The sequence below is a fragment of the Candidatus Binatia bacterium genome, assembly GCA_026415395.1.
Classification (GTDB): domain Bacteria; phylum Desulfobacterota; class Binatia; order HRBIN30; family HRBIN30; genus HRBIN30.
Genome location: JAOAHD010000002.1, coordinates 252915 through 275402, shown reverse-complemented (window position 1 = coordinate 275402; position 22488 = coordinate 252915). Strand labels below are relative to the sequence as shown.

The 22488-nt window shown below is 62.8% G+C and carries 21 protein-coding genes; 12 read left to right on the top strand and 9 right to left on the bottom strand.

Annotated features, from left to right (window positions below; genetic code table 11):
• The first annotated feature begins 198 nt into the window (after positions 1-198).
• The 5 genes from N3C12_01730 (at position 199) to N3C12_01710 (ending at position 4311) form a co-directional block, all read left to right on the top strand.
• Positions 199-1434: an alkaline phosphatase family protein gene (locus N3C12_01730; GenBank protein ID MCX8071160.1), complete on the top strand. Its 1236-nt coding sequence runs from the start codon at positions 199-201 to the stop codon at positions 1432-1434.
• Positions 1435-1616: 182 nt separating this feature from the next.
• Positions 1617-2690, top strand: a complete 1074-nt coding sequence (locus tag N3C12_01725) for a hypothetical protein (protein MCX8071159.1) — start codon at positions 1617-1619, stop codon at positions 2688-2690.
• A gap of 42 nt (positions 2691-2732) precedes the next feature.
• A complete protein-coding gene (locus N3C12_01720; GenBank protein MCX8071158.1) occupies positions 2733-3041 on the top strand; it encodes an Ig domain-containing protein in 309 nt (102 codons plus the stop codon).
• Positions 3038-3190 (top strand): hypothetical protein, encoded by a 153-nt coding sequence (locus N3C12_01715; GenBank protein MCX8071157.1) that lies wholly within the window; start codon positions 3038-3040, stop codon positions 3188-3190. Before N3C12_01720 ends, N3C12_01715 begins: the two co-directional genes overlap by 4 nt.
• Before the next feature lie 329 nt (positions 3191-3519).
• Entirely contained in the window at positions 3520-4311 is a 792-nt protein-coding gene (locus tag N3C12_01710) for an enoyl-CoA hydratase-related protein (protein ID MCX8071156.1), read from the top strand.
• Between the two features lie 13 nt (positions 4312-4324).
• On the opposite strand, the gene N3C12_01705 is transcribed toward N3C12_01710, so the two are convergent.
• Entirely contained in the window at positions 4325-5140 is an 816-nt protein-coding gene (locus N3C12_01705) for an SDR family oxidoreductase (protein MCX8071155.1), read from the bottom strand.
• 51 nt (positions 5141-5191) lie between these two features.
• Here N3C12_01705 and N3C12_01700 point away from each other — a divergent pair, with 51 nt between their 5' ends.
• From N3C12_01700 to N3C12_01685, 4 genes are all read left to right on the top strand, one after another.
• Positions 5192-6160: a DHHA1 domain-containing protein gene (locus N3C12_01700; GenBank protein ID MCX8071154.1), complete on the top strand. Its 969-nt coding sequence runs from the start codon at positions 5192-5194 to the stop codon at positions 6158-6160.
• 507 nt (positions 6161-6667) lie between these two features.
• Entirely contained in the window at positions 6668-7363 is a 696-nt protein-coding gene (locus N3C12_01695; protein MCX8071153.1) for a succinate dehydrogenase cytochrome b subunit, read from the top strand.
• Complete coding sequence (locus N3C12_01690) at positions 7363-9276, top strand: fumarate reductase/succinate dehydrogenase flavoprotein subunit (protein ID MCX8071152.1); 1914 nt, start codon at positions 7363-7365, stop codon at positions 9274-9276. The genes N3C12_01695 and N3C12_01690 overlap by 1 nt, the downstream gene beginning before the upstream one ends.
• Positions 9276-10022 carry a succinate dehydrogenase/fumarate reductase iron-sulfur subunit gene (locus N3C12_01685; protein ID MCX8071151.1) on the top strand — a complete coding sequence of 249 codons (747 nt, stop codon included), beginning with the start codon at positions 9276-9278 and terminating at the stop codon, positions 10020-10022. Before N3C12_01690 ends, N3C12_01685 begins: the two co-directional genes overlap by 1 nt.
• A gap of 102 nt (positions 10023-10124) precedes the next feature.
• Here the strand turns inward: N3C12_01685 and N3C12_01680 are convergent, their stop codons facing one another.
• Together N3C12_01680 and N3C12_01675 are read right to left on the bottom strand one after the other, a co-directional pair.
• The gene (locus N3C12_01680; protein MCX8071150.1) at positions 10125-11519 is read right to left on the bottom strand and encodes a M20/M25/M40 family metallo-hydrolase; all 1395 of its coding nucleotides are present in this window, start codon (positions 11517-11519) and stop codon (positions 10125-10127) included.
• On the bottom strand, positions 11519-11923 hold the full coding sequence (locus tag N3C12_01675) for a VOC family protein (protein MCX8071149.1): 405 nt from the start codon (positions 11921-11923) through the stop codon (positions 11519-11521). Before N3C12_01675 ends, N3C12_01680 begins: the two co-directional genes overlap by 1 nt.
• A gap of 99 nt (positions 11924-12022) precedes the next feature.
• Here N3C12_01675 and N3C12_01670 point away from each other — a divergent pair, with 99 nt between their 5' ends.
• Positions 12023-12883: an EamA family transporter gene (locus N3C12_01670; protein ID MCX8071148.1), complete on the top strand. Its 861-nt coding sequence runs from the start codon at positions 12023-12025 to the stop codon at positions 12881-12883.
• Positions 12884-12961: 78 nt separating this feature from the next.
• On the opposite strand, the gene N3C12_01665 is transcribed toward N3C12_01670, so the two are convergent.
• The 6 genes from N3C12_01665 to metG form a co-directional block, all read right to left on the bottom strand.
• Complete coding sequence (locus N3C12_01665; protein MCX8071147.1) at positions 12962-13648, bottom strand: matrixin family metalloprotease; 687 nt, start codon at positions 13646-13648, stop codon at positions 12962-12964.
• Between the two features lie 128 nt (positions 13649-13776).
• On the bottom strand, positions 13777-14355 hold the full coding sequence (locus N3C12_01660; protein MCX8071146.1) for a hypothetical protein: 579 nt from the start codon (positions 14353-14355) through the stop codon (positions 13777-13779).
• A gap of 350 nt (positions 14356-14705) precedes the next feature.
• Positions 14706-15215, bottom strand: a complete 510-nt coding sequence (locus N3C12_01655) for a hypothetical protein (protein MCX8071145.1) — start codon at positions 15213-15215, stop codon at positions 14706-14708.
• A 119-nt stretch (positions 15216-15334) separates the two neighbouring features.
• Positions 15335-16858 (bottom strand): sulfatase, encoded by a 1524-nt coding sequence (locus N3C12_01650; GenBank protein MCX8071144.1) that lies wholly within the window; start codon positions 16856-16858, stop codon positions 15335-15337.
• Complete coding sequence (locus N3C12_01645) at positions 16818-18044, bottom strand: acyl-CoA dehydrogenase family protein (GenBank protein MCX8071143.1); 1227 nt, start codon at positions 18042-18044, stop codon at positions 16818-16820. The genes N3C12_01650 and N3C12_01645 overlap by 41 nt, the downstream gene beginning before the upstream one ends.
• A gap of 95 nt (positions 18045-18139) precedes the next feature.
• Positions 18140-18463 (bottom strand): methionine--tRNA ligase subunit beta, encoded by a 324-nt coding sequence (gene metG / locus N3C12_01640; protein ID MCX8071142.1) that lies wholly within the window; start codon positions 18461-18463, stop codon positions 18140-18142.
• 118 nt (positions 18464-18581) lie between these two features.
• Here metG and N3C12_01635 point away from each other — a divergent pair, with 118 nt between their 5' ends.
• Entirely contained in the window at positions 18582-20357 is a 1776-nt protein-coding gene (locus N3C12_01635) for a mechanosensitive ion channel family protein (GenBank protein MCX8071141.1), read from the top strand.
• A 121-nt stretch (positions 20358-20478) separates the two neighbouring features.
• Positions 20479-22473, top strand: coding sequence for an alpha-galactosidase (locus N3C12_01630; GenBank protein ID MCX8071140.1), 1995 nt, complete (start codon positions 20479-20481; stop codon positions 22471-22473).
• Positions 22474-22488 lie beyond the last annotated feature (15 nt).

The window sequence follows — 22488 nt, the reverse complement described above, 5'->3', positions numbered from 1 at the left end:
ACTTCTTCATGACTCTCCAAAGTCCTCCCGGCCTTCTCTTTGCGTGACCCAGCAGGCTTGTGGGACAAGTGGCACCCATGAGGCCCCCATGAACTGTTGTGAACGGCAATTGACCCCTTGGCCGAAGCAGTTTCTTAAGGTAACCAACGTACGGTTCATTGGCGTTCCGCAATCGTTACCCGCACCGGCATCTTCAAGATGGGAAAGTTATCAATTGTCACCGTCGCATTGGTCGCTCTGCTTTTAGGTGCAACGCTGGTCTGGAAGAAACTTTCGAACCCACCAGCACCAAAGCTGATCGTTCTTGGTGTTGATGGGTTGGACCATCGAGTGGCGGAGGGCATGATCGCCAGGGGTGAGTTGCCGGCGCTGGCGCAGCTTTACCGGAGGGGCGCGGTGGGCACTGTGCGGAATTCCGATCTCGGTTTGCCGGCGATCTCGCCAGCGATTTGGACAACCTATGTTACGGGCGTCACGCACGAGCAACACGGAGTGCACGGTTTCGTGTTTGAGACGCCAGAAGGAGCTTGGGAGTTGTTTCGTTCGTTGGACCGGAAAGTTCCGGCAATATGGGAGATGCTATCCGAGGCCGAAAAGACCATTGGAGTGGTAAATTGGTGGTTTTCGTTCCCCCCGGAGGCGGTGCGTGGGTTTGTGGTGTCGGATCGTTATTTCGAATCGGAAGTCGAGGGCCTTTCGGCCATTACGCACGGACGAACGACGCATAAGGAGGCCCCCGCCGTATACCCAGTGGAACTCGTTGGACGTTTAGGCGCTTCGCGCGCGGAAAAGCTCCCCAGAGTACTGTCTGCAAACGAGGCGGCTATGCTCGATGGGGCAATGTTGAACTTGGCTTACGCGGCTGTGCGGATCGTGCCGGTAGATGTTTTGTTGGTGTACCTCAACGGGCTCGACCGTGTTTCCCACATGACGTGGGACGCCGCCGATCCTGAGAGACTTGGTGGATCGGAGGTGCGTGAACACATGCACACTGTGGATGGCTACGTGGCTCGTTTGCTGTCCTGGGCCGGGGAACGCGCTCACCTCGTGGTGCTGTCGGACCATGGTTTTGAAGCGAACCCCAACGGGGAGCCTCGTGGCGTTCACGAAAGCAAAGAAGCCGCGGATGCCGGCGTTTTGTTGCTAATCGGACCCGCAATCCAACCGGGAACAAAATTGGGCGAGGTAAGCCCACTCGACGTGCTGCCGACCTTGCTTGCTCTGGTGGACTCGCCACTGCCCGAGGGCGCCCAAGGAACCATTTTGCGTCAAGCATTTCGCCCTGGCAGTCGCGATTTCGCTGCTCTGGAAAACCGCCGGCGTTATAGCCGGCTTCCCGCGGTCGAGGGACGCGCGCGTGTGGCTGGAGATGTTGTGGATCAAGTAGACCAAGCCACGAAGGAGCGCTTGCGGGCCTTGGGCTACATCGAGTGAGCCGGCCCCCTACGCAGTGCACGGCTGCGGCCTGCAGGGTGCGAGAGGACACACAATCGGGCAAACTTCGGGCGAGGGAGTGCAAGCTGCGCTGCCGGACCGCTCGCAAGCCGATCCGACCGCTGGCTCCCAGTTGAAATTTCGTGGCTTAACGGATCCGGATCGCGGGCCAACAATGCCGCATGGTTTCTCGTCGCAAGGTTGCCGCCGCACGCCGTCATCGCGGACGGCTACGTGGCCGCATCGGACCAACGCTAGCTGCCTGCACCGTTCTTGTGTTCGCCCGTGCTACGTGCGCAAGCCCAGCCGTGGGTACGCTGGCGAATTTCGACGTTGTGAACGACACTGGCGAGCCCACGCACGGGTTCGAAATCGAGATCGAAGGCCTTCATCCCGAGGATGTCACCTACACCTTCGGTGGCACGTACAGCCGCTATGGCGACCCTGAAATCGCCAGTGTGCCTGCAGGAACGTCCACGGTCGTAGTGCGTTACCGCCGCTGGAGCGGCTCTGCATGGGCATCGACGCCGGTGGCCCAAGCGATCCAACCGCACGGGCACGACTGTTTTGCCGGTGGCCCCGTAGGCAACTACGAACAGAGCGACTGCGAGCGTTTCGGAGTAAGCTTGCGTGCCAATCCCAGTCGGGTCACCTACCGCTGGCTCGTCGCAGCCGAGCCCGTCAATCAAAACACTTCGTTTGCTCCCTCGCCGGTGACGGTCGCGCTGCCGGTGCCGGTGTGGGATGTGCAACCGCCGGCAGTCGGACCAGCACCCGGCAATGTGGCGGCCGCCGCGGTACGGGCAGAGCTCGAGCCGCTCGAAGAGGAACACGAAGGGCAATATGGCGAGCCGCAGTGGCTCAGGGTCTTCAAGGTGGAATCCGAGGAGAAACTAGAACCGGCGGATCTCGTGCGCCTACTGCTCGGCGCGCGGGACAGTATCGTCCCGGGCGAAACCGAAGTAGAAACCGAGTGGAAACTCAATCAATCCAAGCCGGGCAACGCGGAGGGGGATCAGGAAGACGCTGACATTCGCGAAGGAGCCTCGCCACGAGGGCGGCGAGCGGTGGTGCGCCGCTATGAGTTCTACCGCTACACAGGCCCACGCGATCCGGAGAATAACGAGGCGATGCCCTGCGTGGCTGACGACACTCCCACGGCGGCCGAAGCACCGGTGAACGGCTGTTCGGACTTGGGCGAGTTCGTCGGTGCACAAAATGTCGCGGTGGATGTTGGGCTGTCCGCTGCCGACTAAAACTTGCCCGCAGGCGCCCGTGGACAAGCGTACGGACCCGCCGTGCTTGTTTACGGTGGCTCTCCACCCTATCGACTCGCGCTCGCCGACGGTGTGCTTCCGCCCGGGCTTCACCTCAACCAAGACAGCGGAACGCTCTCGGGAACACCGACTGCGGGCGGCGAATTCCACTTCGCGCTCGCGGCTTCTGACGCTGTCGGCGAGCAAATTCAAGCGAGCTTCGCGCTTGAGATCAGCGGTGCGCCGGAGCGACGCCGACGCCAACGATCCCCAACGAACCAACGGCCACTCCGAGTCCGACCGTCGCCGTCGCTCCGTGCATCGGCGACTGTAGCGGCGATCGCTCCGTGACCGTGGAGGAGATCGTCACTCTGATCAACATGATTCTCGGTTTCCTCCCTGCGGGAAGCTGCGCTGAGGGACATGCCCGGGGCGCGGAGGTCGACATTACGACGGTGATTCGGGCGGTCGGTTTCGCGTTGCAGGGCTGCCCGGAGTGAAGGCCTCGCGGCAAAGGACCGCGCATCTCGACAGCGCACGTGGTGCCCGATGGATAGGGGACGTAGGGGCGACCGTCGGTCGCCCCCGTTACCGTTAGGGCGGAATGCCTCCACGCACGAACAGTCGGCGAGCAGCGAGCGGCGAGTGGTGCGCATGAAAACCACACCATAGGGGGACCGGCGGGTCGGCCCCTACGTTGAGTGGTAGTTCGGGGTGGGGAGAGTCACCAATGCGTTGGCACTGGCGGACGGGGACCGGGCGCAGAGGCAGCGAGCTCTGTGTGCAGAAAGCTGACGCGCTCCCTGTGTTTTGGTAGAGCCGCGACGCCATGGCGCCAAACTGCGAGCATCTAAGGCTGAACGGAGACGGCGGGACGTTATGGGTGACGATCGACCGGCCCGATTGCCGCAACGCGTTGAGCTTGCAGACGTGGAATGAACTTTACGCAGTCGTGAGCTGGGTGCGCACGCAACCATTTCGGGTCGTGGTGCTCACCGGCGGTGGCGAAGAGGCGTTCGTGTCCGGGGCCGACATCCGCGAGTTTCCGGCGGCCCGCGCCAACCCGGAGCAAGCACTGGAATACGATCGCACCAGCCACCGCGCACTCGCTGCGATCGCCGAGCTCGACCAACCCGTGATTGCCATGATCAATGGCCTCTGTTTCGGTGGCGGCGTAGCGCTGGCCCTGGCGTGCGACGTGCGCCTGGGGGCGTCGGAAGCACGCTTTTGTGTGCCAGCGGTGCGCTTAGGGTTGTCGTATCCGCTGCACATGGGGATTGCCCCTTTGGTGCGCACGGTCGGTCCCACCGCTGCAGCCGATTTGCTGCTGTCTGGGCGGGTCCTCAGCGCAGACGAAGCCCTGCGCGTCGGCTTGCTCACCCGCGTCGTGCCTCGGCCCGACCTGCGAGCCGAAACCCACGCGTATGCGCAGCGGTTGGTCGAGAACGCTCCCCTCACCATGGCCGCACATAAAGCAGCGATTCGAGCTCTCATGCGGGAGTTGCCGCCCGCGGCACAGGGGGTGGAGGAAAAAATTCGGCGCTGCTTTGCCAGCGAGGATTACCGCGAGGGCGTCGAGGCGTTTCTCCAAAAGCGCAAGCCCAATTTTCGCGGCCGCTGAAGAATCGCGTTCTTCACATGTACACGCCCCCATTGGGCGACAGCACTTGCCCGACGGTGTAGCTCGATTCGTCACTTGCCAGATATAGCGCCAGCGCTGCAACTTCGTCGGCAGTTCCGAAGCGGCCAATCGGCGTTTGCAATGCAATGGCTCGCTTCAATTGCGGATCGAGGTCCTCGAGGAGGGGCGTGTCGATAAATCCAGGGGCAATCGCATTCACGTACACGCCGGCATAAATCGCCTCCCGCGCTACCGCTTTCGTAAGGCCGATGATTCCAGCCTTGGCGGCAGAGTAGGCTGCCGCTCCTGCCAGGCCACCGAGCCCGGCAACGGAAGCCATGTTGATGATCTTGCCGTAGCGCTGGGCCTCCATGATCTTCAGCGCCTCGCGGGTGCAGTAAAAGGTGCCGTCGAGGTGCACGGCGAGAGTGCGGCGCCAATCCATGTCGGACACGCTTTGCGTGATCGCGAGCGGCTGCGCTGGCGCCGCGCCAGCAAGCCGCTCCATTTGCGCGGCCACAAGCCGCTGTTGCGCTGCCGGGTCGAGCGTGACAATACCGGCGTTGTTGACCAGAATATCCAGCCTGGGCCAGTGGGTGCTGAGTTCTTCGAAAACGGCGCGGACCTCGACGGAATCGGAAACGTCGGCAACGAACACCAGGGTCTCTCTGCCCAAGGAACGGATTTCTTCCGCAACCCGTTCGGCGCGGTCGCGGTAAATGTCGTTGATCGCCACGTGTGCTCCTTCATTGGCAAAACGCAGGGCGATCGCACGGCCCAGGCCCGAGCCTGCGCCCGTCACCAGAGCCCGCCGGTCAGAAAGCTTCATCCGCTGATTCCTCCTTTTGCAGTTGCGCTGGTTGCGCCATAATCGTTGTTCGTGACTCAGGAAAATCGGCCCCGCTATCTTCACGTCGTCAGCCACGGCCCGCAATGCCTCGACGGTGTCACCGCCGCTGTCGTCCTGGCGAGCTTCCACCCGCAGTGCGAGGTCGAAGCGGTATTTTGCAGCAACACCGGTGTCAACCACACCCTGCGCGAATTCCGCTGCGAACCCAAGGAGGCGGAACACGAAATTTGGATCACGGACATCTCTTGGGTGGAACCTGAGGTCGATCAGCATTTGACCGAGCTGCAAAAACAAGGCGTGCGGCTGTACTGGATCGACCACCACCGCACGGCCCTGGAACGTTACCGCAGCGGCGGAGTCCACGTGCCCTTTACGGACTTGGTGTTGGACGAGTCCTTTGCGGCCTCGCGCTTGGTGTACGACTACCTGCGCCGAACACGCCCGCTGGCGGCAGAACCCTCTGCGTTGTCCAAGCTCGTTGCCATGGCTGACGACAACGACCGCTGGTTGCACCAAATCCCCGACTCGCACGCGCTGGCGTTGGCGGTCAATGCCATGAATAGCCCTTCAGCTTACGACGAACTGCTCGCCTTCGCGCGCACGGGGAAGTGGAGTGAGCGTTTACGGGCTGCCTACGCCACAGCACGGCAAGATGTAAGCCGCAGCATCGCGCTGGCCGAGCGGAGCCGAGTGGAACTGGCGGTCCCGGAAGTCGGCGTGGTGTTGGTGACCGCGGTGTGCGACGGCTACCCGAGCGAGGTTGCGGACCATTGGAATCGATCGGCCGAGCGCACGGTGTTTGCCTTGTTCGACTTGCGCGCACACAGCGTGAGTTTTCGCCGTTCGCCGGATTGCAGCGTAGATGTCTCGCAAATTGCCAAGCGCCTCGGTGGTGGCGGCCATCCAGCAGCCGCTGGATGTGAACTGCCCGCCTTGCTGCAAGACCTGGCGCAGGCACTGGCCCGCGAAGTCGTGCCTGTGCTGCGGCGCACATCGTAGCAACACGCGCGAACGCCGGTCCCCCCAGCGGGCCCATTCCCCACTCGCCATTCGCTATTCGCAATTCGCCACTCGCGAATCTATTCGCTGCAAATGCTCCACTCAGCCCCACGGGCGACGCATGAGTCGCCCCTACGGGTTGCGTCTCGTTGCAAAGATGCCGTCGCGGCGTGGTGGCCGGCAACGAGGGCAGCCACAAGGGCTGCCCCTACGCTGGTGTTGGTGCCGGGCGCCAAGATGGCAACGCGCGCGGCGCCGGTGACAACACCATCGCCAATCGACGTGTTCCCCATTTCGCCACTCGCCATTCGCTAGTCGCTAATCTGCGATCCACCACTCGCCACTCGCTACTGGCCACTCGCCGCCCCGTGGCGGATTCCCCGCGCCCGCATTCATCGCGCCGTACCCGCGCGAGTCTCCTAATAGCTTGCATGAAAAGAATCGAAGTCCGTTTCGGTTGAACGACTGTTCAGCTTTGGTAGGAACCTGAAACCAGGCAAGCACAAGATGAGCAAACTGGGCAGCCTGTTCCAGTCGACCGTGGGATTGAAATGGCTCATGGGCCTGACCGGGCTCATCCTGTCCGGCTTCGTGGTCGTGCACATGCTCGGCAACTTGCAAATCTACCTCGGTCCCGACGCAATCAATGCGTATGCGGAGTCGCTGCGCAAAATGCCAGCACTGTTGTGGACGGCTCGCATCGTTCTCCTCGTTGCCTTCGTGCTGCATGTGTTTTCCGCGTTTCGCATCACGCAGTGGAATCGGGCCGCACGCCCGCAGCCGTACGAGGTGTGGTCGCCGCAGGTCACCACCTATGCCGCGCGCACCATGTTCATGGGTGGGCTCATTTTGGCTGGCTTTGTCCTCTACCACCTCGCGCACTTCACTTTCGGGCTAACGCACCCGGAGCATTTCAAGCTTCACGATGCCAAGGGGCGGCACGACGTGTATGCCATGGTCGTGTTAGGTTTTCGGCAGCCGCTCGTGTCCCTCACATACCTCTTCGCCATGCTGCCGTTAATGCTGCACCTCCAGCATGGTGTCTCGAGCTTCTTGCAAACCTTCGGGATCAACCACCCGCGCTACAATGCCGTGATCCGTGCCTTGGGGCCGATCGTTGGGCTCATCGTGTTCTTCGGCAACTGTTCCATTCCGCTTGCCGTGCTGGCTGGCTGGATTCCTTATCCCGTGGTGGGAAGGTGATGATTTTGGACGGACGCGTACCGCCGGGTCCCCTGGAGCAAAAGTGGGATCGCCATCGCAACGAGCTGGCGTTGGTCAACCCCGCCAACAAGCGCAAGTTTCACATCATCGTTGTCGGCACTGGGCTTGCGGGTGCATCGGCTGCGGCGAGCTTGGCGGAGCTGGGCTACCAGGTGTCGGCTTTTTGTTTTCACGATAGCCCGCGGCGGGCGCACAGCATTGCTGCCCAAGGGGGGATCAACGCGGCAAAGAACTACCAAAACGACGGCGACAGCGTGTGGCGGCTGTTTTACGACACGATCAAAGGCGGCGACTTCCGCTCGCGCGAAGCCAACGTGTATCGGCTCGCACAGGTCTCAGTGAACATTATCGACCAGTGCGTTGCGCAGGGGGTTCCGTTTGCCCGCGAGTACGGTGGGCTCTTGGCGAACCGCTCTTTCGGTGGCGCGCAAGTATCGCGCACGTTTTATGCGCGCGGCCAGACCGGACAACAACTCTTGCTCGGCGCGTATTCGGCTCTCTGCCGCCAAATCGGTCTCGGCCAGGTGAAAATGTATCCGCGCACAGAAATGCTGGACCTAGTGGTGGTCAACGGTCACGCCAAGGGCATCATCACGCGCAACCTCCTCACCGGTGAGATCCAACGGCACGCGGCCGATGCCGTGGTGCTCGCCACCGGCGGGTACGGCAACGTGTTTTACTTGTCGACCAATGCGGTGAACTCCAACGTCACTGCCACCTATCGGGCGTATAAACGCGGCGCGTTTTTCGCGAACCCGTGCTTTACGCAAATTCACCCCACCTGCATTCCCGTGAGCGGCGACCACCAGAGCAAACTCACCCTCATGTCGGAATCCTTGCGCAACGATGGTCGCGTGTGGGTGCCGAAAAAGAAGGGGGATACGAGGCCGCCCGATCAAATTCCCGAGGACGAGCGCGATTACTTCCTCGAGCGCATGTATCCAAGCTACGGTAACTTGGCGCCGCGCGACATCGCGTCGCGAGCAGCCAAGCGCGTGTGCGACGAGGGGCGCGGCGTCGGCCCGGGAGGGCTCGGGGTCTACCTTGACTTCAGCGATGCCATTCGCCGCCTGGGGATCGACGTCGTGCGCGAGCGTTATGGCAACTTGTTCGACATGTACCGGGAGATCACCAACGAGGACCCGTACAAGGTACCGATGCGGATTTATCCGGCGGTGCACTACACGATGGGCGGTCTCTGGGTGGACTACAACCTCATGAGCAATTTGCCCGGGCTGTTCGTAATCGGAGAAGCGAACTTTTCCGACCACGGGGCCAACCGGCTGGGAGCGAGCGCGCTGATGCAAGGGCTGGCCGACGGCTACTTTATTCTCCCGTACACAATCGGCGACTACTTGGCCCGCAGCAAGCAGCCGCGTCCGAGTGTGGATGCGCCGGAGTTCCGCGAGGCCGAAGCACAGACCCGCAAGGGAATCGAGCGTTTGCTCAGCATCAATGGCAAGCATCCGGTGGACGTCTTTCACCGCCAACTCGGCAAACTCTTGTGGGACAACTGCGGCATGTCGCGCAGCGAGGCGAGCTTGCGCCACGCACTCGAAGAAATTCCGAAAATTCGCGAGCGCTTTTGGAGCGAGGCCCGGGTGACCGGCGGTCCGGAGGAACTCAACCAAGCTCTGGAGCGTGCTGGGCGCGTGGCCGATTTTCTGGAGTTTGCGGAGCTCATGTGTCTCGATGCCTTGGAGCGCCGGGAATCCTGCGGCGGGCACTTTCGCGAGGAGTTCCAAACCGAAGACGGCGAGGCCAAGCGGGACGACGAGAACTTCTGCCACGTGGCGGCTTGGGAATACCAAGGGCCGAACGAGCGGCCGGTTCGCCACATCGAACCGTTGCGCTTCGAGTTCGTGCAGCTCACCACGAGGAGTTACAAGTAATGCGGCTCACGTTGCGGATCTGGCGGCAAAAGAACGCCTCTTCGCCGGGCAACTTCGTGATGTACGTGAAGGACAACGTCGTGCCCGACATGTCCTTTCTTGAAATGCTCGATGCCCTCAACCGCGAGCTCGTCGAGCGCGGGGAAGAACCGGTTGCCTTCGAAAGCGACTGCCGCGAGGGCATTTGCGGATCCTGCTCGCTGGTGATCAACGGCATTCCTCATGGCCCTGGGCGGGGAAAGGCCAGTTGCCAACTGTACATGCGCCACTTCCGCGACGGCGACACGATCACCGTGGAGCCGTTTCGCGCGAAGCCTTTCCCGGTGCTGCGCGACCTAGTCGTCGACCGCAGTGCGTTCGACCGCATCATGCAGGCCGGCGGGTTCATTTCGGTGAACACCGGTGGTGCCCCCGACGCCAACACCATCCTGGTGCCCAAACAAGCACAGGAGCTCGCTATGGATGCAGCCGCATGCATCGGCTGTGGGGCCTGTGTGGCGGCGTGCAAAAATGCCTCCGCGATGTTGTTCGTGGCCGCAAAGGTGTCGCACCTGGGCCTGCTGCCGCAAGGACAACCGGAGCGTTATCGCCGCGTGCGCAACATGGTGGCGCAGATGGATAAGGAGGGATTCGGCGGCTGCACGAACACCTTCGAGTGCGAAGCCGTGTGCCCCAAGCAAATTAGCGTGCGCTTCATCGCCCGCCTGAACCGCGACTACCTGCGCGCCACTCTGCTGGAGCCGTAGCGCCCCCTCTGGCCGGCCCTTCCGAGCCGATCCCGGACACCAGTGCCTTGACGTGTTGTGTGTCTCTTAAGGGTCAGTCTGCCCGCAGTCCCTTAGAAGAGATCATTTGCCCAGCTCGCTGAGGATTTCGATTAGGCGGCGGGTGCCGTCGCGCAGGTTTTTCTTGCTGATGCGTTCGTCGATGCCATGCATCCCTTGCAGCTCGGTTTCGGTCATGACGAAGGGGGCAAAGCCGTAGCTCACGATTCCCCGCTCGCGGAAGTAGTGGCTGTCGGTAAAGCCAGTAAGCACGCTGGGCACCACGCGCCCGTTTTCCCGTTCGGCAACCCGCTCGATGGCGGCGTACAGGGCCGTATCGACGGACGATGAAGAGGGTGGGAATTGCAGCAAGGTTTCGACCTGAATCGTCGGATCAGCAATCGCTTGCATCAGCCGTTCGAGGAAAGCCTGCGGCTCCGTTCCCGGCAGGAGCCGGCAGTCGAGCTCAGCCACCGCAGTGGCGGGGATCACGTTGGTTTTCGGGCTGCCTTGGAGCACGGTGATGGCAATAGTGTCCTGTACCAATGCAGCCTGCCGGGGCTCGAGCAAAAACTGCTGGCGAAAGCGTTCCTCCACAAGCGAGGCGCGCAAGTCGGCGAAGGCCGCCGCTTGGCCACCCACCTGAAGTGGCGCAAGGGCGGCAAAGTAGCGCTGCACCTCGTCGGTCACACGCAGCGCGCGCGGCGTGGCATGCACCCGAGCGAGCGCTTGGATGAGTTTGGTCACAGCGGTCTCTGCCGGGGGGACCGAACCGTGGCCGGCTCTACCCCGCGCGGTCAAACGCAACCACAGCGGGGTTTTCTCCGCAACCGCCACCTCGAAGGCAAGTTTGCCGGAAGGCATCGGACGAATATGGCCACCCTCGTTCAACACGAATTCCACCCTTCCCAAGCGGGGCAGCAAGTGCTCCACGAACCAGCCTGCTCCGAGGCGACCGCCAGCTTCTTCGTCGGGTGTGGCCACGAATAGGACGTCGCGTGCGGGCACGATCCCCTGGCGGTGCAGCAGCAACACCGCCAGGGCTTGTACGACGCCGAGGCCCTTAGCGTCCACGGCTCCACGCCCATACACGTATCCGCCCTCTTCCTTCGCGGCAAACGGCGGGTGTTTCCATTGCGAGGGCTCTGCCGGCACAACGTCGAGGTGATGCAACAGCACCACAGCCCCACCCATTCCGCGCCCGGAAAGCCGCGCCCACACGCCACCACGGCCCGGCGAGGTTTCGAACACTTGGGGGGAGAGTCCGGCGGCGCGAAATTTCTCCTCCCAAAAGCGCGCTGCGGCGAGCTCGTTGCCCGGCGGATTGGTGGTGTCGATGCGCAAGTACTCGCGCAAGAGCTGTGTGCCCTCCGCCTCGACCGCAGCCCAGTCGATCTCTGCAGCCCGGCTGTGAGCGCCGAGGAGCAGCGCCGCCGCCACCAACATCCAAGGCCACTGTCGTGCATTCGACCTCGACATCACGCTTCACACTCCTTCAACTCCACGACATATCCGTCGGGATCGCGGACGTAGACCGACCAACCCCAACCGCGCGCGCCCAAGCGCCATGCGGGCTCCTCGTCCACGATCTCCACACCCTGGTTGCGCAGCAACGGCACGTATTGCTTCACGCTGCCTGCTACCTGCACGCAGAAGTGCAAAAAACCGTCATGAGGTCCGCCGCCGGGCCCGGCAAAACTCGGGTCAGGAACGAGGTCGAGCAACTGTTCCCCGATCCGCACGGAGACAAATGGCCGCGTGCCAGCGCGAAATTCGTCGAGGCAGAGAACGTCGAGTCCGAGCACGTCGCGGTAAAAAGCCAACGCACGATCGAGGTCGCGCACCCGCAAGACGAAATGATCCAAGCCTCGTACGGCAATCATCGCTCCCATCCTCCAGTGGATTTCGGATCGTTCGGGGAACCACTAAACCCCTCAGCGCGCGATGTTGCAAATGGTCGGCTCGCTCCCTAGCAGCGGGGCATGACCACAGGGGCGCTTGCAGCCGTGCTCTTCTCCTCGTTTCTCCACGCCCTGTGGAACCTCTTCAACAAAGGGAGTGCCGACCGTTGGGCTTTCTTCCTCGGCCAAGGAACCGTGGCGGCCGTGTGTTATGCGCCCCTTGCGCTATGGCTGATGGTCTCGCAGCCGTTCGCCGCAACCAGTTGGTTATGGATGGCCCTGTCGGTCGCAACCCATGCGGGCTACGCGGTCTATCTATTGCGGGCATACGACGCTGGGGATCTTTCCGTCGCCTACCCGTTGAGTCGCACGGCCCCGGTGCTCCTCGCGGCGTGGGACGCGCTCGTTGTCGGGGAACCTGTGACCGCCGCGGGTGTGGCGGGCGCGCTGCTCGCCGGCGGCGGCGCGGTGGTGCTGCAGTGGCCGAGCATTCGCGCGCAGGGCTTGCGGGCAGTGCTGCGGGCGCCCGTCACCCGCTACGCACTACTCACCGCGCTCTTCGTTGCGCTGTTCACTGTGGTGGATAAACAAGGCGTGAGCCTGCTTCACCCGCTGGTGTTCTTGTACTTCGTGAGCCTCGGCGAAACTTGCGTGATCGCGTTTCTCCTTCGGCGCGAAGCGCCCACCCGGCTTCGCAACGAATGGCAGCGCAACGCCTGGCGCATGGCGGCCACTGGGATGCTCGGTGGATTTTCTTACCTCCTCATCCTGTGGGCGCTCGCCAGTGCTCCGGCAAGTTACGTCCTGGGATTGCGGCAGTGCAGCATCGTTTTCGGCGTGGTGCTCGCGCACTTCGTGCTGCGCGAATTGGAAACGCGCTACCGTCTCGCGGGCGCCAGCGTGATCGCTTTCGGCAGCGCCCTCATCGCTCTGTACGGCTGACCACAGAGCACGCCCTGGGGCGGGAGCGTCGCTTGCTGCTGCAGTGGCGCCGAACGAATCTCCACCGCGAAAGCCAGCTCACCTTTGCCGCAACGTTGCGATCAGCCACAAAACCAACAACCCAGAAATCCAGAGCGGGTCGCCTCCCGAGGCCACCGCGCATCCCTGCGACGGAGTCGGTTGCACGGCGGGAGGAGCAGGGTAAATGGCACGAAGGCCGGCAACGTCGTCGGGCTGCAGCCGGTCGATGTTACTTACCCGTGAGTTCATGATGGCGACCACAGTTTGCGGCGGGTTTGCTTCATCGGGATGCGCCAGCCCGAGCACATGCCCGAGCTCGTGCAAGAGCACGCGGCGGATGTCGTAAACCGGATCGGGCGTGCCCGTAGACACATCGAAACGGAGCGGCCCGTCGTACGCATTCCAGCGCACGCGAGCATTGATGAATACCGGCGCGTTCACCATGGTGCCCGTGTCCGGGCGGTAACAGTTGTTGGTGAGCTGGATAATGTCGCCAAAGTCCCGTCCGCAAAAGTCGTTGGCAAACATTACTGGGTTGTCCCCTGCCGGTCCGGTGTTATCGCACGCATGGTTGGGCCCTTGGCGCCCGCACGGATCGAAGAACGACCCGCCGACCTGCACCGTCATCGAGACATTCGCGCCTTGCGCATTCCACTCGTTTGCCGCCAAGGTGGTGTTTTCGTCCCAAGTGCGGGTGCCGTTGAGGAGCGGGCCACGGCTAGGCGCGCCTAAGAACGACTTCACGGTGACGCGCCCGCCCGGCCAGAATATGCAGGAGGCCGACGGACTCGGCCGGATGCAATCCCACGCGAGCACGCGAGCGCAACACCAAGCGAGTGCCGCGGTGCCGACGAGGCAGGCCAGAAGCCGGTTCATTCGTCACCTCGCGGCAATCGGTCGAGCTCCTCGTGGATCCACGAACGAAACTCGCGAAGCGAAATGCCCGTGCTTTCACCGCGCGGGGCTCGCGGAGCGAACCGCAACGCACGTTGCGTGCGCCCCACCACCGGCAGGCCGTCACAGCGCACTACCCTCTCCTCCCCATCGAGAGCCTTCACCACCCGAAAGTAACCTTGATGCACCCCAACTACAGGAAACACCTCTCGGCCGTTGCCGCGAACGAACAAGATCACTTGCTCGCCGACTCGAAACGAAGGCAATTCCAACACCTGCGCACGGAGCCCGTTCTTGCTCCCGCCCGCGACATCGAGAACGAATTCCGACTCGGACCACTCGCCCTTGTGAACGGTGAGCTCTGCGAGGGCGACGAGCGTACGCTGAATGCCCGCAGCGTCCGGAGCCTCATCGATGCGGGCAACCGTACCCTCGACAATCAGCTCCGCGCGTTGGACGAGCTCCCGGAAGTCACGATCGATGACCACCAAGGCGGACGCAGCCGCCGGCCACGCCAACACCACCAGGAGCAGCCCCGGAATCTTGTGCCACAACACCGCGCTCACGTTAGCAAGGTGGCTGAGCGGTCACCAGAACAAATCCGCGCCTTCGCTCTTGGAAAACGCTTCTGGGGAGCTGTCTCCGGGCTCTGAGCTGGCAGTCCGAACGAGGCTTACCAGTGGAGCCAGCCGCGTAGCACGGTTTTCCGCTCGTTCTCCGCAACGCAAAATTCGGGGGGAGAAGCCACTTGGATGACCAAGCCCCGGCCCCGGCCCGCCCGTGCCACTCCCCCCAAAACGGGCCGGTCACGGCCGCGCGGGAGCCGAGCTCAAGCGAGCCGAATATTGCGCACCGTCGGCCACGCCTCGCGATGCAGTCCCCATTCTAACTTTTGCTGCAACGATGCTTACGGCGCTGGCGGGCAAGCGCGGATGCACGCGCGGAAGGAATCGCGACAAAGCTTAATACCCGGTCGGGCCCGCTCGCGGCACCCGTCGCGACAGTGGAAGGCAACCACCTGAGCCGCATCGATGCAGGCATCGAGGCAAGTTTCGCGATCTGGACTTCCCTCCGGGCACTGCTCAGTCCGACAGCGGTTTTTCTCCGCGTCGAGTGCAGCGTTACAGGTGTCGATGCAGCTCCGCAGCGTGGCCAGCGGTCCGGGATTGTCCGGGCTACCCTCTAAGCAAGTTTGGCGCATGGCCCGGCAGGCGTCGGCGCAGCCATGATTAATGTTGCGACACAGGTCTTTGGCCGCCTGGAAGTTCTCCCGGCAAAGGTCGCGGCAGAGGTTCCGCTCATGAGCGGCATCCGCCACGCAACCTGGGTTCGGACCGCCTGCAAACAGCGGCCCCGCAGAGACCAGGGCCAACAACCCGCAAAGGCTCGCCAACCATATGCGTTGCACGTTGCGCATCGTCGCCTCCTTTTTTTCCCCTCTGACGAGGGGCCTGCTCCCTCACGCGACCCAAAGTAAGAGAGAATTCCAAGCAGAGGAATCCCTCCAGACGCCCCTCAAGACCGAGCTCCGCCCTGCTAGTAGCCGAGTTGCCGGAGCGCCTCGGCTTCGTGAGGAGCCAACGTGACGGGTGCCTTCGGCCGCGTCCCAGCCAGCGGGCAGCGCTCCTCCTGGTCGCGCGCGTGCGTGCGCAACCCCGCGAGCACCTCACCGGCATCGCTGATGCTGTTGCGCTGCTCTAGCGGGTCGCTGGCAAGATGGAACAGTTCTTCGCGCACTTCCGCGCCAGCCGGCGGCAGGGGTGGCGTGTTCCCTGTCGACCTGAGTTGCTCTTCGATTTTGCTCGAGTGCGAGCGTTGATCCGGATCCAGCCAGCGCCGTGCGACCACGTACTTCCAGCCTTGCCACCAAAGCGCGCGCACGACATTGCGCTCCGTAATGCCCAACTCGGCCCAGCGCTGGCGGTTCGCCATCTCCGCCACCCGTAACCTGCCGCGGTCCAGCGCAAACAGCACCGCACCTTGAACTTGCCCGCGCGCCGGGGTGGGCGCGATGCCCACCAGCGCTCGGATGGTGGGGAATATATCCACCAGCGACGCCGGGGCAGAGGAGCGCTGCGGCGGGAGCCTTCCAGGAGACCACCACAGGAGGGGGACGCGCACACTTTCCTCGTAGAGTGTCCACGCGTGCTCCACGAAACCATGTTCGAGGAATTCTTCGCCGTGATCCGCCGTGACCACGACCAGTAGCGGACGCCGCTGGCTTGCGCGAAGACCAGCGAAGAGTTGCTCCAACGCTTGGTCCGTGTGGGCGATTTCCGCGTCGTAACGGCGCACCATTTCTTGCAACCGAGGATCGCTGCGGTCGAACCCCGCGGCGCGTAGCTGCGGAAGCTTTGGGCGCACGTCGCGATAAAGATCCAAGACAACCTCGGATCTCTCCGGAAAACGGGCCAGCATTTCCGGCGGCGGGTCGTAGGGGCCGTGGGGATCGAGGTAGTGCAAGTACAAGAACAACGGGCGGTTCCGTGGTTCGCGCCAAATTTCCAAGGCCCGCTCGGTGAGTTGCCAACCCGCACGGCTAACGCCCCACTGCTTAGCCAAGTGTTCCACGCGCGCGAAGCCGCGGGCAAAGGGTGGAGCTTGCAGCATCGTCGTGAGGGTAAGCATGACTGTTTCGTAACCAGCCTGCGCAAGTTCCTCGGCCAATGTGGTGGCAACCTGCTCGGGCGCAGCATTCCAGCCAATCGCACCGCTGCATGCCGGCCACATGCCCGTGAAGAGCCCGGCCACTGACTCCCGCGTGTACGACGAGGGCGCTAACGCATCCGTGAAAACCGTGGATTCCGCGGCCAATCGATCCAAGAACGGCGATGTGGGTAGGGCGTAGCCCGCGAATCCCAGATGGTCGGCCCGCAGGGTGTCGACGACGATCAAAACGACGTCGGCCCCGCGAAGCGGCGCAGCGGAATCCGCTTGCCGGCATCCGCAGAACACGAACGACAACGCCGAAGCGACCGCCAAGCAGCCCCTAGACGCAGTGCGAATGGCCGACCACGCCTTAAAGCGGGAGTCCGCCGGTTGCCGCTTTGGTGGTGCCATCGCGCTTGTAGGCTTCGATCGTTCGTTGAGCGATGCGCCACTGATGCACTTCGTCCGCGCCATCCGCAAACCGCGCCCACCGCGCGTGCTGCGCCATGCGGGCAAGCGGTGTGTCGAGCGAGTAACCGAGCGCGCCGTGGACTTGGATGGCGCGATCGATGATGCGGTTCAACGCGTTCGCCACGAAGTGCTTTGCCATCGAAACCTCGCTGCGAAAATCTTCGCCCCGATCGATCTTGTAGGCGGCGTGCAACACCATGAGCTTACACTGGTAGAGCTCCATGGCGGAGTCTGCGATCATCCACTGAATCCCCTGCTTTTCCGCCAAGTAGGAGCCATGGGCGTAGCGCTTCAGGGCGCGGTCGACCATCATGTCCAAAGCCATTTCCGCTTGCCCGATCCACCGCATGCAGTGGGCGAGGCGTGCCGGACCCAATCGGCTTTGCCCGAGCAAATGCCCTTGGCCGCGCTGCCCCAGGAGATTCTCCCGCGGCACCCGCAAGTTTTCGATGCGGATCTCGCAGTGATTGTGGCTTCCGGCCATGGTTTCGATGTCGCGCACAATCGTCCAGCCCTCAGCAGGAAGGTCGACGATAAACGCAGAGTTTGCCGCTTGGGGAATCGGCGGATTGTCCTCGGTGCGCGCAATCAAAATCGCAAAGCTCGCCCCGCGTGCACCGGAAATGAACCACTTGTGGCCGTTGATCACCCACTCATCGCCGTCGAGCACGGCACGGGTTTGGATCAAGGTCGGATCCGAACCGGCAACTTCCGGCTCGGTCATGGCGAAGCACGAGCGGATGATGCCTTCGCACAGCGGCCGGAGGTATTTCTCCTTTTGCTGTTCCGTGCCCCAATGGAGCAGGGTGTGCATGTTGCCCTCGTCGGGTGCTTGCGCGTTGAGGGCAAACGGTCCAAATGCCGACTTCGCTGCCTCGGCTTGCACCGCTGCCATCGCCACATGGCCGAGCCCCATACCGCCGTATTCTTTCGGCATGTGGGGCAGCCACAAGCCCCACTCCCGAGCAGCTTGGCGCATTTCGATAATCTTGCGGATCAAGAAGGAGCGGTCGTTTGGGTGCTGCTCGATTTCTTGTTCCCGTGGGCGCACGACCTCGCGGATGAACTCCCGGACCTTCAAACGAACCTCTTCGATTTCCGACGGGAAGGAGAAGTCGATAGCCATTGGCAAGCTCCTTTCGTCTACTCTGGGTGCACGCGCGTGCTTATCGCGAGTGAGCGTATCAACCAAGCGGGTGGGCGCGGGTTTCAGGGGGCTTGCTATCTTACGCGCGCGCCTGGGCGTACCGGACGGTCGGGTGTGAGGATAGCAAGGTTCCCGTCTTCGTCGCTGGCCGCGAGCAGCATTCCCTGGCTTTCGACTCCGCGCAAGGTTGCGGGTTGCAAGTTCGCAACCACGACGATTTGCCGGCCAACCAGCTCCTCCGGCCGGTAGTGCGCGCGAATGCCAGCCACAATTTGCCGCACCTCGCTCCCAAGGTCCACGCGCAAGACCAAAAGCCGATCGGCATTGGGGTGGTTTTCGGCGGCAAGCACCGTGCCCACGCGCAGCTCAACTTTGCTGAACTCCTCGATCGTCAACATGAGTGGCCCTCTAGCCGTAGGCAGGGGTCAAGGAAACGGCTCGAGTACTGGATGCATCCTTGCGTTGCTCTGCCAAAGACAGCAAGCTCGCGGGGCAAATTTGCGGAGGAGGAACGGTATGAAGCAGCGTTGGTTCACGACTCGCGGCTGGTTAGTGGCGTGTGCTCTCCTGGCCACGATCGGCGGGCGGCCACAGTCCGTACTCGCGCAAGTAACCGAGACGCCGCTTGGCATGGCTCCTCCGCCGACGCCGACGAGTGCCGGGCCCGTCGACGACTACGGGCGGGGCACGCCGCGTTCTACGGTGCGCGGGTTCCTCGAGGCGTGCGGCGCGCGCGACTACGCGCGGGCAGCGCAGTTCCTCGATTTGCGCCGAATCCGCACGGCCGAGCGGGAAGAGGTGGGGCCCCAACTTGCCCGGCAGTTATGCGTCGTCATCGACCGCACGGTATGGCTCGACCCTGAGCAAGTGAGCGATTCTCCCGAGGGCGACCGGGACGACGGCTTGCCTGCGCGGCGCGAGAGCATTGCCGTCATCCCCTCCGCCGAAAAGCCAACCCGTGTTTACCTCGAGCGGGGGCCACGCGAGGACGGAGCTCTCATTTGGCGGGTGGCGCCCGACACGGTTGCTCGCATTCCGGCCTTGTACCAGGAATTCGGTTACGGCCCGCTGGAAACCTACCTGCCCAAGCCATTTTTCGAGTTGCAATTCCTCGGCGTACGCCTCTGGCAGTGGATCGGTTTTGCCATACTCGCCGTCGTCGCCTGGCTCCTCGCTTGGGTGCTCACCCGCATCAGTGTGCGGGTCGGACGAGCAATTGTGTCGCAGTCTTGGGTGCCGTTGAGCGAAGACGCAGTCATCGTCATGCGCGCACCGTTACACGGGCTGTTCACTTTCGCCATCTTCCGCAGCGAGCTTCCGTTGCTAGCGTTGTCGGTGCGTGCTGCGCATGCGGTGCAGTCGCTCACCAGCGCCGGCATGATCCTGCTGACGGCCTGGCTGCTCATGCGCTCGGTCGACGTTGCGGCGCGCGCCATCGAGGAGCGCGCTGCGAATCGGCAAGCAGTGGTTTCGCTTCTCCCGCTTGGCCGGCGTGCCACCAAGGTATTCTTGGCCATCCTCACCTTGCTCGTGGCGTTACAGAACCTCGGCTTCAACGTCACGAGCGTGCTCGCCGGTCTCGGGATCGGCGGCTTGGCGGTGGCACTCGCCGGGCAGAAAACGCTGGAACACTTCTTCGGCGGCATCACCTTGGTTGCCGATCAACCCGTGCGCGTGGGCGAGTTTTGCCGCTTTGGCGACAAGCTTGGAGTCGTAGAAGACATCGGCCTGCGCTCCACCCGCATCCGCACCTTGGATCGAACGGTGCTCTCGGTCCCCAACGGCGAGTTCGCCTCGATGCAAATTGAAAACTTCAGCCGGCGCGACCGCATTCGGCTCACGGCGAATCTGGGTTTGCGTTATGAAACCACCCCCGACCAACTCCGTTACGTGCTCGTGGAAATCAAGAAGCTTTTGATTGCCCACCCCAAAGTGTCTCCCGATCCCGCACGCGTGCGCTTTGTTGGCTTTGGCCCGTATTCGCTCGATCTGGAGATCCTCGCCTATATCGAAACGACCGAACACGACGAGTTCCTCGCGGTGCGCGAGGACTTATTCTTGCGCATCATGGACATCGTTGCCGAAAGCGGCACGAGCTTCGCCTTCCCCTCGCAAACCGTTTACTGCGGGCAAGACTCGGGCTTGGACGCTGCCCGCCGGGCACAAGCCGAAGCGCAAGTGCGTGCGTGGCGAGAAGAACATCGACTCTGGCTGCCCTACCCTCCCGAGGAGGAGGTTGCTGCCTTACGAGGAACGCTCGCGTATCCGCCACCGGGTTCCGCACTGTCTTGAAACGATCTGACCGCGGCGACAATTCCACGTGCGCACCTTGGCTCGCAAGTGGGAACTGCCGTAAGGTCGCAAGTACGGTGCTCGTCGCACAACAACGCGGAGAGGAGGGCGAGTGGTGGCCATGCGGTACGAGGTTCGAAACGGGCGATGGTTCTTCTACAGCGCGGAAGGTGCAGTGCGCCTCGAGGGCTTGCGGCCAAGTGTGCGCTACGAAATCAGGGGCCAGCCGTTTTCCTATCGTCCCTTGCTCCACCAGGGCGGCAACGGTGTGGTTCGCGCGGCCAGCGAGCAGCACGGTCTTTCCCTCGAGTTCACCGTGCGCACGGAGGAACTTTTCTTGGTGCTCTACCCGCGAATTTCGAACCGGGGCAACGAGACGGTCCACCTGCAGTCAGTCGCGCCCTTGTGGCTGCCAGACTTTGGCGAGGTTTGCATCGGGGAATCGGCCCGAAGCTGGAGTGTGTTTCGCAATGGCTATCAGTCCTGGACGGGCACAAGGAGTTTTCGTGCCCACGAAGCCGATCCGGATCCGTTTTCCGGATTGTTGAAGATCGGGCTCATCGACATCGCCCGTCCCTCCACGGGTACCCCGGGCCACTTCCGGTCCGACGTATTCACCGCCATTGCGAACCTGCACAGCGGCGAGGTTTTGGTTGTTGGCTTTCTCGATGCCCGTTTTACCTTTGCCGATATCGAGCTTGCCATCGTTGGAGAGCGCTGTGGCCGTTGGGCCGCCACCGTGCACTATGAGAGTAAGCCGCTGCCGGCCGGCGCTACCGTTTCCGTGCCGCCGCTGGCGCTTGCCGTGGTGCCGGATGCGTACAGTGGGCTCGCTGCCTACGCCCAAAGAAGCGGGCAACATATGGGCGCGCGTGTAAGCGAGCGTAGCCCCGTGGGGTGGTGTTCTTGGTACGAATACTTCACTGAGATCGACGAAGGTGCGATTCGCGACAACATCGACGCGGCGCGCAACCTCCGGGGGGTTGTGACGTTCGACTACCTCCAGGTCGACGACGGGTACCAAGCCACCATTGGCGACTGGTTGCTGCCAAACGCAAAGTTCCCCCACGGCATGGCACGTTTGGCCAACGAAATCCGATCGGCCGGTTTTGCGGCTGGCATTTGGCTCGCGCCGTTCATTGCCAAACGCGAGTCTCGGTTGTTTGCCGAACATCCAGAGTGGTTTGTCCGCAACGACGACCAGAGACCCCGCTTTGCCCTCTGGAACCCCATGTGGGGCCGCACGCCTTGCTACGCGCTCGACACAACACATCCGGCTGCGCTCGAGTGGATCGCCTCCGTCATCGACACCCTGGTGCGCAAGTGGAACTTCACCGTCCTCAAGCTCGACTTCCTCTACGCAGCCGCACTGCCCGGGCAACGGTCCGATGCCGGTGCCACGCGCGCAGAAGCGCTTCGGCGAGGTTTGGAGACGATCCGCGCGGCTGCCGGCGACAATGCCTTCCTGATCGGATGCGGGTGCCCGTTGGGTCCGGCCGTGGGCATCGTGGATGCGATGCGGATTGGCCCCGACGTCGCCCCCTACTGGAGCAATTTCCTCAGTCGTGTTCCGCTCCGCGATCTTCACGGCGTCGCCACCAAGCACGCGGTACGGAACACCCTCACGCGTGCCTTCCTGCATCGCCGTTGGTGGCTGAACGATCCCGACTGTTTGATGGTGCGCGCGCAGCGGACCCGGCTGACCGAAGAAGAGTTTCGTACGCTTGCCACTGCCATCGTGTTAACCGACGGGATGCTCGTTCTGAGTGATCGCCTCTCGCACCTTACCCAGCGAGAGCTGGAGCGGTTGCGGCTAATCCTCGAGCTCCAGGGAGACGATCGCTACCAAGCGAGCCTGCCAAATCTCATGGCGGCCGATCCACCGAACATCTTGATTGCCCGAGCATCCGACCAATTTGCTCTCGCCCTGTTCAATTTCGACGACTTGCCTTCCACCCGACAGGCAACGCTTTCTCAGTGGTTCGCCCACGGGAGTAAACTCGCGCACGCCTTCGAGCACTGGACTGGGCAAGTAATCGAACTGCACAACGGGGGAGTCACACTCCCCTCCGTGCCGCCCCACGGGGTCCGGGTGCTCACCTTACCGGCCGGGTGAGAGCCAAAAACGTTC